The sequence below is a fragment of the Paenibacillus sp. PastM-3 genome, assembly GCF_029893965.1.
Lineage (GTDB): Bacteria > Bacillota > Bacilli > Paenibacillales > Paenibacillaceae > Paenibacillus_AQ.
Map to the genome: position 1 here is coordinate 52,798 of NZ_JARXXP010000016.1, position 14,279 is coordinate 67,076.

Annotated in this window: 12 protein-coding genes and 2 pseudogenes; 5 read left to right on the forward strand and 9 right to left on the reverse strand. The window is 50.7% G+C overall.

What is annotated here, in order from left to right; all coding sequences use genetic code 11:
* Positions 1-4 precede the first annotated feature (4 nt).
* Entirely contained in the window at positions 5-538 is a 534-nt protein-coding gene (locus tag M2108_RS20570; RefSeq protein WP_277471357.1) for a GNAT family N-acetyltransferase, read from the reverse strand.
* Positions 539-658: 120 nt separating this feature from the next.
* Positions 659-1,552, reverse strand: a complete 894-nt coding sequence (locus M2108_RS20575) for a LysR family transcriptional regulator (protein WP_277471358.1) — start codon at positions 1,550-1,552, stop codon at positions 659-661.
* Between the two features lie 286 nt (positions 1,553-1,838).
* Between M2108_RS20575 and M2108_RS20580 the strand changes: the two genes are divergently transcribed.
* Positions 1,839-2,402: a GNAT family N-acetyltransferase gene (locus M2108_RS20580; protein ID WP_277471359.1), complete on the forward strand. Its 564-nt coding sequence runs from the start codon at positions 1,839-1,841 to the stop codon at positions 2,400-2,402.
* A gap of 335 nt (positions 2,403-2,737) precedes the next feature.
* On the opposite strand, the pseudogene M2108_RS20585 reads toward M2108_RS20580, so the two are convergent.
* A pseudogene (locus M2108_RS20585) lies at positions 2,738-3,410 on the reverse strand (vWA domain-containing protein).
* Between the two features lie 76 nt (positions 3,411-3,486).
* Positions 3,487-4,213 (reverse strand): annotated as a pseudogene (locus M2108_RS31640) (TerD family protein).
* A 149-nt stretch (positions 4,214-4,362) separates the two neighbouring features.
* Here M2108_RS31640 and M2108_RS20600 point away from each other — a divergent pair.
* Positions 4,363-5,025, forward strand: a complete 663-nt coding sequence (locus M2108_RS20600; RefSeq protein ID WP_277471362.1) for a 3'-5' exonuclease — start codon at positions 4,363-4,365, stop codon at positions 5,023-5,025.
* Between the two features lie 356 nt (positions 5,026-5,381).
* Here the strand turns inward: M2108_RS20600 and M2108_RS20605 are convergent, their stop codons facing one another.
* The 3 genes from M2108_RS20605 to M2108_RS20615 form a co-directional block, all read right to left on the reverse strand.
* Positions 5,382-5,534, reverse strand: coding sequence for a hypothetical protein (locus tag M2108_RS20605; RefSeq protein WP_277471363.1), 153 nt, complete (start codon positions 5,532-5,534; stop codon positions 5,382-5,384).
* Between the two features lie 197 nt (positions 5,535-5,731).
* A complete protein-coding gene (locus M2108_RS20610; protein WP_277471364.1) occupies positions 5,732-6,688 on the reverse strand; it encodes a 3'-5' exoribonuclease YhaM family protein in 957 nt (318 codons plus the stop codon).
* 218 nt (positions 6,689-6,906) lie between these two features.
* Entirely contained in the window at positions 6,907-9,156 is a 2,250-nt protein-coding gene (locus M2108_RS20615) for an FMN-binding protein (protein ID WP_277471365.1), read from the reverse strand.
* A 493-nt stretch (positions 9,157-9,649) separates the two neighbouring features.
* On the opposite strand from M2108_RS20615, the gene M2108_RS20620 reads away from it, so the two are divergent.
* Both M2108_RS20620 and hemH read left to right on the forward strand, forming a co-directional pair.
* Positions 9,650-9,910 (forward strand): ferrochelatase, encoded by a 261-nt coding sequence (locus tag M2108_RS20620; RefSeq protein WP_277471366.1) that lies wholly within the window; start codon positions 9,650-9,652, stop codon positions 9,908-9,910.
* Complete coding sequence (gene hemH / locus M2108_RS20625; RefSeq protein ID WP_277471445.1) at positions 9,853-10,488, forward strand: ferrochelatase; 636 nt, start codon at positions 9,853-9,855, stop codon at positions 10,486-10,488. The genes M2108_RS20620 and hemH overlap by 58 nt, the downstream gene beginning before the upstream one ends.
* A 126-nt stretch (positions 10,489-10,614) precedes the next feature.
* Here the strand turns inward: hemH and M2108_RS20630 are convergent, their stop codons facing one another.
* Positions 10,615-11,067 carry a hypothetical protein gene (locus M2108_RS20630; protein ID WP_277471367.1) on the reverse strand — a complete coding sequence of 151 codons (453 nt, stop codon included), beginning with the start codon at positions 11,065-11,067 and terminating at the stop codon, positions 10,615-10,617.
* Between the two features lie 279 nt (positions 11,068-11,346).
* Here M2108_RS20630 and M2108_RS20635 point away from each other — a divergent pair, with 279 nt between their 5' ends.
* Positions 11,347-12,078, forward strand: coding sequence for a serine hydrolase domain-containing protein (locus M2108_RS20635; RefSeq protein ID WP_277471368.1), 732 nt, complete (start codon positions 11,347-11,349; stop codon positions 12,076-12,078).
* 362 nt (positions 12,079-12,440) lie between these two features.
* Here M2108_RS20635 and M2108_RS20640 read toward each other — a convergent pair whose 3' ends face one another.
* The gene (locus M2108_RS20640; RefSeq protein ID WP_481856934.1) at positions 12,441-14,246 is read right to left on the reverse strand and encodes an adenine deaminase; all 1,806 of its coding nucleotides are present in this window, start codon (positions 14,244-14,246) and stop codon (positions 12,441-12,443) included.
* Between the last annotated feature and the right edge of the window lie 33 nt (positions 14,247-14,279).

Consider the following 14,279-nt stretch of genomic DNA (forward strand, 5'->3'; position numbering starts at 1 on the left):
GTTTCTATCCCCTTTGAGTGTATTGTGGTTTATTTGGTTTATTTGGTTTATTTGCTAGTGTCTTTTTCAGCAGATACATAATGCCGTCACCGTTCTGCGGATCAAGCTCGACGAAGCGTTCGTATCCCCGCCGTTCATACATTTCAACCAGCCAGGGATGCTTTTTCGCTGTGGCCAGCGTAACCTCAGGTGAGCCGAGCTTGCCCAGGATAATCCGCTCCTCTACCCAGTCCAGCAGTTTACCGCCATAGCCCTTGTTACTGTAATCCGGGTGGGTGGCAAACCATTTTACAAAAGGCAGCGGGCTGAACTTGCGGATCTCCTCTTCATTGGAGAGGGTAATGGTAGCGACAATCGCTCCATCCACTTCAAGCACATAACACTCATTGGCGGTTATGTTGTCTTCAATCAGCGCCAGATCGGCGTTTGCAGCCGGCCAATGCAGCCCGAGCTCGCGGATTAGCTGATAGGCGCGGTATGTAACTTCCAGCAGCTGCTCTGCATCCTTTAGCTCTGCCAGCCGGTAAACCTCACTCATCGCAAGCCCTCCATTCTTCCGCTTTATTAATTTTATAATCCCTATCGATTTAGTTGTGATTATATGCAATTAACTTTATCACTGCATGTGACCATGCGCTAATAGAGTTTTTTAATACATCTATACAATTAGTCGATTATCCACCTTACCCGGGGCTGCCTCCAGCAGCGTTTCAATAAACTCCGCGTTTTCCCCGTTCAGGGAGATCAGGCTGGTCCGCAGGGAGATCCCCTCCGTCTCCGCAATATCCACCCGGATCAGCGTTCCCGCCGCCACTTCCTCCTGCACGCTCAGCGCCGGCAAAAAGCAGATGCCCGCCTGCTTCAGCACAAGCTTTTTCGCCGTCTCCAGATTATCCACGTGGTATTCAATATTCGGCGGCTGCTCCATGCTCTCGAATACGCGGTGCAGCCGCATCCAGTCCAGTGATCCGCATTCAAAAAATACCAGTGTCTCAGAACGGATATCCTGCAGCGTTGCGCGTCCGCTTTTGGCCAGCCTGTGCCCGGCATCCACATACAGCGAAATGGGGTCCTCGCAGAACGGGTACGTCTGAATCGCCGGGTTAACCACTTTGCGGATAAAAGCGAGATCGATTTCCTTGGCCTTCAGCTTATCAATCAGCAGATCGGTCGAAGCCGTTGTCAGCTTGATCGTAATATGCGGATATTTCCGTTTCAGCCGGTGCAGCAGCTGCGGCATCAGATAGTTGGACACCGATACGGTGCTGCCGATCCGCAGTTCATTCGGAATATTGCCTTTGGCCTGAAGCTGATGCTTGCCGCTCTGATACACCTGGAGAATCTGCTGGGCATACGGCAGAAACTGCTTGCCTTTATCCGTAAGATGAACCTGCTTGCCCAGACGGTCGAACACCCGGCAATCCAGCTCCCGCTCCAGCGATTGAATACGGGCCGTTACCGTCGGCTGCGAAATATACAGCACCTCGGCCGCTTTATTGAAGCTTCCATAGTGGTTGATGTAGACAAAGGCCTCAATATTATCAATATTCACTCCAAGCCCTCCCTGAAAAGCTTCATATTTTTAACTATTCCGATGAATTAACAATGATTTAAAACCATGCTTACCTATAGATTTTGTATATATATTAGATACGGCTCATTTTTTTGTCAACATATTTGCGCTGTGCATCTGCCCGTTTTCCATTAAATTAATCACAAATACAGATAGAACTTTTCTATCCATTTATCGGAAAGTTTAAATTCCCCTTATATCACTGTGAATTATCAGGTATAATGACAGCAATCAAATGACCGAATCCGCAGGATGAAAGAGTTTATTGAATATGTCAAAAGAAATTATTATCCGCGACGCATTGGATAGCGACCGTGATGCCATTGCGGCGGTGTTGCTGGATGCCTACAGCCAATACTCTGCTTATCTGCCCGAAGCCTTTTGGCTGGAATACCGTAATTCCATTCTTTATTCTGTTCACGGGGATGCACCTGCTGCACGGATCGTCGCTGAGACTGATCAGCAGATTGCCGGCAGCATGCTGCTGTTCACCTCGTCGGAAGCCGCCTACGGCAGGCCCGAGCTTGGCATCCATGCTCCCGTGCTGCGCCTGCTTGCCGTCTCCCCTTCCGCCCGCGGCCGTGGAATCGCCACCCTGCTCATTAGTGAAGCCGTGCGCAGATCCCGCGAATGGGGCGCGGCATCCCTGCATCTGCACACCTCCGACATGATGGCCTCCGCCATCAAGCTCTATGAGCATCTGGGCTTCACACGGGCCTATGAGACCGACATTATGAACGGGGAGACACTGGTAAAAGGCTACCGCCTGGATCTGCTGCCCTCCCCTGTATATGACGCTAAGCTGCCGCTACCTGCGACCGGGTTCTGAGCAGTTTGCATTGCTGCGTGGTGTGTACGCTGCGGGTTGACCGGCTTTGTTACGGCCGGGAACCACTGGCCTGCATCCGGCTTCTGTTTCCAGCAGCCTTGCCAAGTAGTAGGCATAGTGCGGCTTAGACCGGCCGCACACTACCACGCGCCAACTCACACGGGCTCTTACTCGGCCGATTTTCCACCCAACAGGCATAGTGTGGCTTAAAGCTGCCACACACCACGCGCCAACTCCCGGCTTTTACCAGGCCGACTTTCCACGCAATATGCGTTTGAAATGCAAACAGGCCGGCCCCGAGGCCGGCCTGTTTCATATATTGCTTTTGCAGCGTCTTAAGGTTGTACAATCCGTTTCTCCTTCGCCGCCTTAAGCCAGTGCGGGAATTCATTCAGCAGCCGGTCGTACAGCTCCTCATCTGTAACCTCCTCAATCCGGTCCAGATGCACAAAATCCGCATTATCCACGACCCTGCCGCTCATGTTATCCAGCCCCTCCAGCACTTCGAAATCGGAGTTCCCGATCCCTACAAACTACCAGAAAATCGGCTGGACGGCTGCATTCTTAATGACTTTTTTCGTAGCTCTTACGACACCTCCGTCATTGATAAAAATAATAAAGACCGGAGTAATATCCTTCTTCTCTTCCTTCGTATATTTGCGGATCACGTCCTCCATGACGGGAGGCTCATTATTAAATCCAAACTTATGAATAGACCGGTTATTCAGAATATGCCGTTTGACGTAATCGCCGAAATCCCGCTCTGTAACAGACTCCATCCGGCTGAACTCATTATCGTACACCCACACATCCAGGACACCGTTGTCATCAATTTGCTGGCCACAGCGAGAATCCGCTCAACCACTTCCTGCACCACGCCTCTCGCATACAGATTCCTCATGGAACCGCTGATATCCAGGACAATACCTACTCTGGCCGTTACGCCGGTCAGCTGCTTCTTTTCGAGGGTGAATTGGACGATTTTTTGCGCAGGTCGATCTTAGACAGAACAGGTGGAGTTAAAGCCTGTGCCGATGCTGCTGCAGATGATGCTGATACTGCTAGAATTGATGGTAGAGACGGGTTAGATGGAGCTGATGTAAATGGCTGGGAGGGAGGATGGATCGTTTGAAGCTGCTGCTGGCGTTTGTGCGGACAGGCTGGCGGATGCGGAGACTGGTGCAGACAGCTTGTCCGGCGCAGCTGTATTATTATTAGTCCCTTTAACAGCCGTTTCCGCTGCAGCTGCAACCTCTGCCGACCCGGTCGATTCCACTTCCAGCCCATAATTCACACACAGCGCAGCAAGCCCGCCGTTAAATCCGCTGCCCACAGCGCTGAATTTCCACTCACCATTATGCCGGTATAACTCGCCTACCACTATCGCTGTTTCCTGCTAAATCGGAGCCGTAATCAAAACGGTGCAGCCCCTCGCCGCTCTGCCGGTCCAGCAGTCTAACATATAGGCGGGACACATCCTTCATCCGGTGGTTCAGCTGCTCACCTTCATAGATGGTCAGTGTCAGCGCGATCCGGTCAACTTTTTGTGAGAGACGGGGCAGCGAGACGGTAATGCTCTCTTTATCGCCATTTCCAGTAGCCGCGTGGATGACTGCACCATCCTGAGATACCGGGTTTCCATAAAAAATAAAATCCTCATCCCGCTCACACTTCCCCTGCTCAGATAACAAAAATGCCGCCGCATCAATCCCCATCTCAGCATTCCGGACCGTCCATCCAAAAGATAATATAAGCTCGTTCAGGTTCCTGCCCTTGGTCACATCCGTTTTTTGGCCTTTTAGCAGCTGCATTCGCTCATCTCCTTAGCCTATTGTTATTTTCCAAATATTCATAGTTCAGGAATAGCATACTATCCAGATTTTGTAAATTCAGCAGATTGTATTTACTCTCTCACTACTTTAGAATTAAGAATACATATGATAGATAAGGGGCTTTACCAATGAATTTTACTGCGATTGACTTTGAGACCGCGAACGCAAACCGCTCCAGTGCCTGCTCCCTGGGACTTGTCCAGGTTAGAGACGGTATAATAACGGCCGAGCATGTATGGCTGATTGATCCGCGCCAGCGGTTTGACGGCATGAACATAGCGATCCACGGCATCACCCCCTCCATGGTTCAGGGACAGCCTACCTTTGAGGAGCTTTGGAGCACGGTGGAGCCGCTATTGCAGGACGAGATCGTCGTGGCCCATAATGCGGCATTTGATATGAGCGTTTTGCGCTACTGTCTGGATGCTTCGGGGAACCGCTACCCTGATTTTCAATATTTATGCACATACTTACTCGGCAAAAAAATGCTCGATGAGCTGCCGTCCCATAAACTTAATGTCATCTCCCAGCATTTCGGCATCAGCCTGAAGCACCACGATGCACTGGACGACGCCCGTGCCGCAGCAATGATTCTGCTGAAGCTGATGGAGCAGGACCAGAAGTTCGAGCCGCTCCTGCTGGCAGACAACCAGGGCTATACCGCCGGAAAAATGTTCGCAGGCGGCTACACCCCGTTCAAATCGCCGCCCAAAAAGGCGCCGCGAAAAAGGCAGCCGGCCAAGGCACCTGCCTTACCGCCATCTTCTCCGTCTGTTAAGCCTTACTTTTGAGGAAGATATGCCTGTCCGGCGGGCCGCTGCTATTTAGGCGGCCCGCCTCCATGTGCTTGAATACTAGTAAAACCTTTGCGCCTCCCTACACGTGGCGTTAACGGGATTTTTCCCCTTATTGTGGCCGATCCGCCTCTCTCCACACGCCATTAGTGGGATTTTTCCCCTTATTGTGGCTGTTCCGCCTCTCTCCACACGCCATTAGTGGGATTTTTCCCCTTATTGTGGCTGTTCCGCCTCTCTCCACACGCCATTAGTGGGATTTTTCCCCTTATTGTGGCTGTTCCGCCTCTCCACACACCATTAGTGGGATTTTTCCCCTTATTGTGGCTGTTCGGCCTACTATGTCTCTTCTTTTATTCATGCCTCCTTCCGCGAGCAGAATCAAAGGCATTTTTGCCTTTGATTTGCCCATTCCGCCTCACACGAGCGAAATCAAAGGCATTTTTGCCGTTCATCCGCCCATTCCGCCTCACACGAGCGAAATCAAAGGCATTTTTGCCCTTCATCCGCCCATTCCGCCTCACACGAGCGGAATCAGAGGCACTTTTACCTCTCATTCGCTCATTCCGCCTCACACGAGCGGAATCAGAGGCACTTTTGCCCTTGTCCTATCCTCACAACAAAAAGCAGGTTCCCCCAAACCGGGTGAACCTGCTTTTTGATTCGGCTGCACGCCGGGGCTATTTCCAGTTATTCCGGCTGTTTACAGCTTCAGCCGGTATACTGCCTTATTCTCCAGCCCTCTGATAAATGGAGTCCATTCCTCGGTTTCCGGCGTGGTATCGAGCGCGTCCTCCACCATCTGCAGCTTGGCATCCATCGCATCAATATGATGCAGGGCGACTGCCTCGGCTGTCTGCGGCTGAACCGGGCTGCCCCATTCGCCCAAGTTGTGATGTGACAAGACAAGATGCTGAAGCGCAAGCACCTTTTCCGACTCCAAATCAATCCCTGTGCGGATCGCCGCCTCAGTAATCCAGTTTGAAGCCATCGAGATATGGCCGATCAGCTTGCCCTGCACACTGTAATCCGAGACGATTCCGAAGCTTGAAATCATCTCTTCCGGTTTGGCGATATCATGCAGAATAATGCCGGCCCGCATAAGATCCGGGTTCAAAAACGGTCGCTGCTTGCACAGGAAATCTCCGATTTCCAGCATCCGCACCATATGATAGGCAAGTCCGGCATAATAGGCATGATGATGGGTTTTGGCCGCCGGATAATGCATCAGCTTTTCCTCAACCTTACCGACACAAAAAGCAACGAGCGCTGAGATTTCTGCATCACGGATACTGGACATCGCCCCTTTGATCGTATGCAGCAGGTCCACCGGACGGATCGGGGCCGAACGGATAAACTCAGTCAGCGATACACCATCTGATTCCTCAGCAAGCCGCATTTTGGTAATCTTGATCTGCAGCTTTTCACGGTAAGTGTGGGCAATCCCGCGCACCTTCACCAGCGACATCGGAAAAAAGGTTTCTTTATCCGCTGTGCTTACATCCCAAAATTTGGCGGACAGCTGCCCGCTGGAGTCACCGAGTACAATATCGAAATAATCCTTTGGAGGAGTACCGTTGGTTTGTTTGATTGCCAGCTCTCTAAGGAGATAAAAGCCGGTAAATTCATCCTGTGGAGATAGTTGTTTGATAAGTGTCATGTTGGAGCCTCCCGTTACTAACAGGCACACACACCTGCTGTGTATAGTAAACTTTGTACATTGACTGCGAAATCCCTTTAAATACTATACGAATTTCCATATGAAATATGCCGCAGTTATAATAAGTCTACTATAATATAACCGAATAATACACTAAAAGGGGCTGCCCCCCGCCATTTGCACGGCGTAGGACAACCCCTCGCTAAAACTCAATAATACTACTTACCTGCAGCTTCCAGAGCGGCTTTGATAGCTTCAACGGCTTTGGCCGAGATAGCCTTCTCCGCATCGTTAGCCCCGAATGCCGCTGCTTTGTAACCATACTTGTGCAGGCTGTTACCGGTCGAAGTGGACTCAATTTCACTCTTCACCGCAAGCTGGGCGGCTGACAGATATTCCGGAGTCTTCACTTTGCCATTAATATCCAGATAGTATACAAGCATTGCTACAGGAACATTATTTTTCACAGTAACCATAACATTTACGGACTTATCAGTGCTCGCACCGATGAAAATACCATTGAAGTAAGCTGCTTTGTGCGCTTCTTCAACTTCAGCTTTACCGTATGCTCTGTCTACTGCTGCTTTCAGTGCGTTGCTGCTGCTGGTGGCGCCGGATACGGCATCAACCTCTTGTACACCTTCTCTGGTACCGGCAGCAAGGAAGCTTGCAGTCAGCTGCGGGATCGCTTTTTGTACTTCTGCATAAGCGGCCTTGCCCAGGTCTACCATGTTCATGCCTACGCGGGACAGAACTACGTTTACGATTTTGCCGTTACGCAGGGTAACGTCCGCTTTGTTCGTACCTTTATCATAAGCGTCACCGTATGCGGTGAATGTGCCGTCTTTGTACTCGCCTTGTACTTTAGAAGCATTAGCCAGAGCGTCAGCCAGTGCTGCTCTTGCTGCTGCGGTCAGCGCTTCCTGGCCTGTAACATCGGCAAGTGCTACACCCTTATCGAGCAGGCCCGCTTTCAGCTGGTCAACCAGTGTTTTTTGTTCTGCAGTCAGTTTGGCGTCAGCAATCAGCTTGCCGTCTGTGCCAAACAGGCTCAGTGTCAGACCTGTTACTTCATCAGCTTCAATATCAGCCAGCAGCAAGATTTTGGACTGGTTATCCACACCTGCAAATTTACCGTCGAAATATTGTCCTTCAGTCGGAACCTTCAACGCTTTTTCGAATGCTCTTTCTACAGCCTGGTTCCAGCCGTGGCTGCTTTCGGTAGCGCCGGAAATACCGTCAACCTTCTCATCATAATTAGCGATATAAGATCCGTTTGCCAGCAGTTTGGCAGTCATCGGGGCATTTGCTTTTACCACTTCAGCATAAGCAGTTGCGCCTCTGTCAATCAGGTTGGTGCCAAGTCTGTACAGCTTCACATCTACAAGCTTGCCGTTGCGGATAATAATATCGGCTCTTTCTACACCTACGCTTCTTGCAGTACCGTAGGAGGAGTAGAATCCGTCAATATAAGCGGATGTGTTGTCGATTACGGCGTTCTGCTCTGCATCCAAGAATGCGTTGATCGCAGCTCTGGATTCCACTTCGAAGCCTGGAACCGCCTGTGCAGAGGAACCTTTAGCCAGCAGTGCAGGAGTGATTGCGGCGATTGCAGCAGTCTGCTCTGCAGTGTAGTTCTTTTCGTCTACAAAATCACCAGCGGCAGTCAGAGGGTACAGCTTAACAGCAGTAAGGCTGTTCTCATCAAAGGTTGCAAATACAGCGTATTTGCCTTCAGGGTCGATACCCATGTGTTCGCCTGCAAAATAGGTGGCATCGGAAGGCTTTACTATAAGCGCTCTTTCAAACGCTCTGTCAACAGACAGCTTCCAGCCATTGCTGGAACGGGTAGCGCCGGATACGGCGTCAACTGCTGCTGCGCCGTCTCTTGTTTTACCGAGCAGCTTATCCTTCATCAGGCCGTATGCTACCCATACGCCGCTGTAGTTGTCGCGGACATTGCGGTCGATTAGCTTAGGGCTGGTTCTCATCAGCTCGATATCAGCAATCTTTCCGTCCTTAATGGTAACCTTAGCACCTTCAGTGCCTTTGGAGTATGCATTGCCGTAAGCAACATAGACTCCGTCTTTATATACGTTTTCTTTAACAGTTACGGGCTTCGCAGTTGCAACCGGTTTGGCTGTTGCTTTAGCAGTTGCTGCAGGCTTCGCAGTAGCTGCGGGCTTAGCAGTTGCCGCCGGCTTGGCTGTTGCTTTTGGTGTTGCAGCAGGCTTTGCAGTTGGCTTCGCTGTTGCTTTCGGCGTCGGCTTAGCCGTTGGTTTGGCTGTTGCCTTAGGTGTTGGCTTGGCTGTTGGTTTAGCGGCTGGTTTGGCTGTAGCTGCCGGCGCTTCCTCGGAAGCGGCCGAAACGGCATCAACAGTCAGCTTCAGAGCTGGTGCGTTAATAGTGTAAGCAAATGGCGCAAGCAGCAGGGCTGCGCTGATAGTCAAAGAAAATAGTTTTTTCAATGCGTACTCTCCTTTACCAAATCCCCAGTAGTATATAGCTCTTCAAAACAATCCTCCTGCCGGTCTTCTCCTGTCCTTTCTTACGAAGAACAACCTGTTTCTTCATAAGAAAACATCCCCCCTCTCCCGTTCGTGCATGACCCGCTACCTCTCTCTCGAGAAGCTGCTTTTTCTTTTTTACTATTACTGATACATAAGGTGAAAAAAATCACATAAAAGGTGAATTAATTCACATAAAATTTCAAAACCTCAGCGAGGTAATTTCTGGCTTGATGGTAACAAATCCCGGCTTCTTTTCTCTGTATATAAAATCACACACCCTATAAGAAACATCACTATTTTTGTTTAATAGGAAAAAAATATTTTAAATAACTCTCAATTTCTCCCATTTACTCCGTCTTATGAGAATACTGTGATTTTACGTATTGTTCAGCTTACAAAATATATGATATTTTAAAACGATGTCATGTTTAGGAAAGGAGCATTCCCGGCAATGAACCAGCCTCTTATCGGAGTCATTCTCGCCCAAATCGGAACACCTGATGCGCCAACCGCCAAGGCTGTCCGCCCTTATCTGCGCAGATTCCTGTCGGACCGCCGGATCATTGATTATCCGCCTATGCTGTGGCAGCCTCTGCTGCGCGGGATTATTCTGCGTGTACGTCCACGCAAGTCCGCAGCGCTCTATAGTGCTGTCTGGCAAAAGGACGGCTCCCCTCTGCTCTCGGGAGAAAAAGCGCCTCAGGCCCGGTAACCAAACGCTTCGTACCCGCCTTGCGTTTTATTGATACATACTATGATACACCAGGATACATCTCCGCCATGAAGCAGCACCTGCTCCGTCACTTACAGGCATTGACCGCTAAGCCCGATTTCGCCGTGCTCTCCTTTCAAGGCATTCCCCGCCGATATGCGGAGACGGGCGATCCTTATCCGGGGCAGTGCCATGAAACCGCCCGGCTGCTGGCAGAAGCCATGAATTGGGAACCGGGAAGCTGGCAGATCAGCTTCCAGTCACGGTTCGGCTGGGAGGAATGGGTCGGCCCCTCTACTGAGGAAGTGCTAAAGAGCCTGGCCGGGCGGGGAGTCCGCAGGCCGATGATTTTCTCACCTGGCCTGGTGACCGACTGTCTGGAAACACTCTATGAGCTGGCTGTCGAGGGACGGGATTTTTATGTTTCAGGCGGAGGGACCGCAGAGAATTACCTGGCTGTACCCTGCCTGAACGACAGTGCGGAATGGCTGGATTTTCTGGCCGGACTGGTCCATGACAATGCCCGGGGCTGGCTGCCGGCAGAAGTTCATCCGCCGAAGCCCGTGAACCGCAGCTGATCCCGGAGCCCTCGCCAAACACCTTTACATCGGCAGCAACATTTAACCCTCTAATGTAAAAAAACCGCTGCCTCCGTCAATACAGCACGGCGCAGCGGTTTTTCGTTATGTGGGCATTCTTGACGCTTACGCAGTCAATTGTTTGAATTTGGCAGTCAGTTCCTCAAACCACACTTTATCCTGCAGGGATAAGGCGAAGTCAATCAGCTCGGCAATCTCGGCCGGCTGCAGGTCAGGAGTATCATTGAAGCTTACCTCTGCTGATGCAGTCGCAGCGCCCCCCGCCCCTTCCGCAAAATCATAAGAAAATCTGAGCTTAATGTCACTTTCCATAAATTCGTTGCGGAGGAAATACAGCACCTCGCACATCAGGACCGGTCTGACGTGATTCTCGAACACACAATCCATCACCTTAGCCCAGTATTGCTGGTTGCTGAGATGCAGCTTATCATTGGTCAGCAGATATTGCTCACCCTGAAAATCGTTAACAAATCTAAGCTCAAGAGGCTCCATTTTGAAGATGCCGGCAATTTGCTTCATTGTGATATTCACAATGTCCTGTGTTCCTAATCTGATCATCTCATACACCCCGTTCCATATATTTAAACTTCCTGTGGCTTGTCCGGTAATTGGCAATTAGAAAACAATTATAATTAATTTAAAAGTATTATCGTCCATTTCTACAGGATTGTTAATGTTTTTCATTAAATTCGACAAAAAAATGTTTCAAATTGTGATGGATCGGTTAATATTATTGCTTTTATGACAGAACTGTAACTATATAAGCTTTTTTTGGCAGGGAAATCGCCCCTCACTGAGGAAGAATTGTAATAAGAGCTCCGGCATTACGCGAATGAAGTGAGCATCTATGAGCTGGCCCACCATTCGGCAGGATTAAAAGACTACAATGATCTTTTGTGGCAAAAAGCGCGCCAGAATGCGCTGCACTCTGACAACGACGAGATTCTCAGGTTACTTGCACAGCAGGAGCAGCTCCGCTTCACTCCGGGCAGTGCGTTTGAATATTCCAACTCCAACTATGTACTGCTGGCGCTGATTATAGAACGGATAACAGGCTTGTCTTTGCGGGACTATCTGAAGAAATATATATTTGGGGTCATCGGGATGGAGAACTCCACGGTTTTTAATGAAGAGCAGCCCGTTGTCCCTAACCGCGCTTACGGATATGAACAGAACGGACAGAACTGGAAATGTAATTACGCAGACACGTTTGCCACCGGCGCGGCTAATGTCTTCTCTTCCTTAGAGGATCTGAAAAAGTGGGATGATGCTCTTTATGGTAATCAGCTGCTGGGAGAGGAGGCTAAACACGCTATTTTCACTCCTGGTCTGGATTCCTCAGGCAGGCCGTTGACAGAATTCTGGGGCGGCTACAGCTACGGCTGGATGATTCAGGAACGCTGCGGCGCCAAAACCATTTGGCATACAGGCGGAGACGCAGGCTTCCGGAGTATTATTGTAAGATTCTATGAACAGCAATTCAGTGTAATTCTGCTCTGTAATTCAGCCAGCTTGGACTGGATGGAGACTTATGCGTTTATTGAATGTTTGTATGGTGAGTTTCGTTAGGCGGGAATCTGAAGATAACAGCGTCCAGGTCCCATACCTCTCAGTCCACGGCTAAACCGAAAAAAAATCACCATACAGCCTATTTAAGTGGAAAATCAACACCTAATTCTCCGCGGAACCCCGTTATCTGAAAACTAAGTGGAGAAACGCCACCTAATTTCGCCAAAATTGCTTCCAGCGCGGTAAATGACCCAAAATAGTTGGCGTTTTTCCACCTAATGGTCACAAAAACTGCAGAACTCGGAAATGAAGTGGCAAAAATCCAACTAGATTCGAGCTATAAAAAAATGCCTCCAGACCGGAAACCGGCTGAAGGCATTTTCTATTTTCTATACTATGGATTTATTGCTACAGGAGGCCGGTCAGCAGAATAAAGGTACCAGCTGAATGCCCTCTTCCGGCGAAATCCGCACCAGCCCCTTGTCGGAAATCCGCAGGGTCGGGATAACGGCAAGCGCCAGCAGGGACAATGTCATAAAGGCATAGTTCAGCGTGCAGCCTGAGTCATATAACGCTGTACTGATTGCTGCGGACTGGGCTGCGGCCACTTCAAACGGCTCTGCCGACATCAATCCGGCGATCGCCAGCGGGAATAAAGTGGTATCTGACTCCGTAATGACAGCTACGCCGCCCTGGGCTTCGGCAACAGCAGCTGCCGCTTTTGCCATCAGGACATCGCTATTACCGATCACCAGCACGTTGTGGCTGTCATGGGCAACCGTCATTGCTATCGCCGCCGGCTCATGGAAGCCGATGCCTTCAACTACCCCGACGGATTTGTTGCCGGTTCCTTTGTGCCGCTCGAACACAGCGATTTTGCAGAGGCCGCTGCCGACCTGCAGCTCCCCGTTCTCCACAGGCAGCTGAACGATCAGCTCTTCCGTCTCCACATGGTTCTCGATCACCTTGATAACACGGGTAGCCAGACTGCCGGACTCCACCGGAGCATGAATGATGAAATCCTCCGGCACCGGAAGCTGTTGCAGATGAACCGAAGCACGCACTTCCTCAGGATAGGTATAGACCGGCAGTTCAGCCGTCATAATCCCGTTCTCAGCGACCACCACACCTGCTGCGATAGTCGTTACTACATGCACATCAGCCAGATTGCCGTCCAGCAAAATAATATCGGCACAGGAGCCAGGCGTGATCGAACCGATGTCACGGGCCACCCCGAAGCGTTCAGCGGTATTAATCGTCGCCATCTGGAAGGCCGTTACCGGCTTCACTCCCTGGGCAATCGCATGGCGCACGACAAAATCCATATGCCCTTCATCGCGCAGCGACTCCGAGCTCCGGTCATCGGTAACCAGCATCATCCGGCGCGGGTCCAGCCCGTGCTCCGTGTGCGCGGTGATCGTCTTCGCCACATCATGCCAGGCGGACCCGCGGCGCATTTTGGCGTACATGCCCAGCCGCACACGTTCAATGACATCCTCTGCCGTTACACATTCATGATCACCTGTTACACCTGCAGCGGCATAGACCGGAAGCCTCCAGTCACTGGAGGGCCAGGTGAAATGCCCGTCAACATACCGTCCGGCACGCAGCGTCGCCTGGATTTCACCGATCATCTTGTCATCCCCGTATACAACGCCCGGGAAATTCATCACTTCACCAAGAGCAATCACATCCTCACCCCATGTAAAAGCTTCAGCTACCTCAGCCGGTCCCAGCGAGGCACCGGTGGTTTCGAATTCTGCACCTGCCGATGGTACACAAGAGGCCACCTGCATGTAGGCTGCCAGCGGCGTGCCGCGCATTTCATCCAGCATCAGCTTAATGCCCTTCAGCCCGAATACATTGGCAATTTCATGGGCATCAAAAAATCCGCCTGTCGTTCCCATCGGCAGCACCGCCCGGGCGAACTCCGTAACGGTCAGCTGTGTACTTTCGATATGGCAGTGTCCGTCAAGCAATCCAGGTGCGATATATTTGCCGGCCGCATCAATAATCTGTGTATGTTCTCCAATGGTATGCGAAACATCCTTACCTACATATGCGATACGTCCCCCTTGCACCGCAACAGACATCCCTTCCAGTATTTCTCCGGAAACCACATTAACCAGCTTCCCTCCCGTTATAACCAGGGATGCCTTCTGATCACCGCGGGCCGTAGCCACCAGCTCAGGCACACAATCCGCCAAAGGCTTTCTTTTGAATGACATGACTTCCACTCCCTCCGTATTTTAATAAAAACG

Excerpts from the sequence above, each read along its gene's own strand:
- M2108_RS20570 (WP_277471357.1), bottom strand. The coding sequence starts at position 538 with ATGAGTGAGGTTTACCGGCTGGCAGAGCTAAAGGATGCAGAGCAGCTG.
- M2108_RS20600 (WP_277471362.1), top strand. The coding sequence starts at position 4,363 with ATGAATTTTACTGCGATTGACTTTGAGACCGCGAACGCAAACCGCTCC.
- M2108_RS20605 (WP_277471363.1), bottom strand. The coding sequence starts at position 5,534 with ATGAAGGGCAAAAATGCCTTTGATTTCGCTCGTGTGAGGCGGAATGGG.
- M2108_RS20610 (WP_277471364.1), bottom strand. The coding sequence starts at position 6,688 with ATGACACTTATCAAACAACTATCTCCACAGGATGAATTTACCGGCTTT.
- M2108_RS20620 (WP_277471366.1), top strand. The coding sequence starts at position 9,650 with ATGAACCAGCCTCTTATCGGAGTCATTCTCGCCCAAATCGGAACACCT.
- M2108_RS20630 (WP_277471367.1), bottom strand. The coding sequence starts at position 11,067 with ATGATCAGATTAGGAACACAGGACATTGTGAATATCACAATGAAGCAA.
- M2108_RS20640 (WP_481856934.1), bottom strand. The coding sequence starts at position 14,246 with ATGTCATTCAAAAGAAAGCCTTTGGCGGATTGTGTGCCTGAGCTGGTG.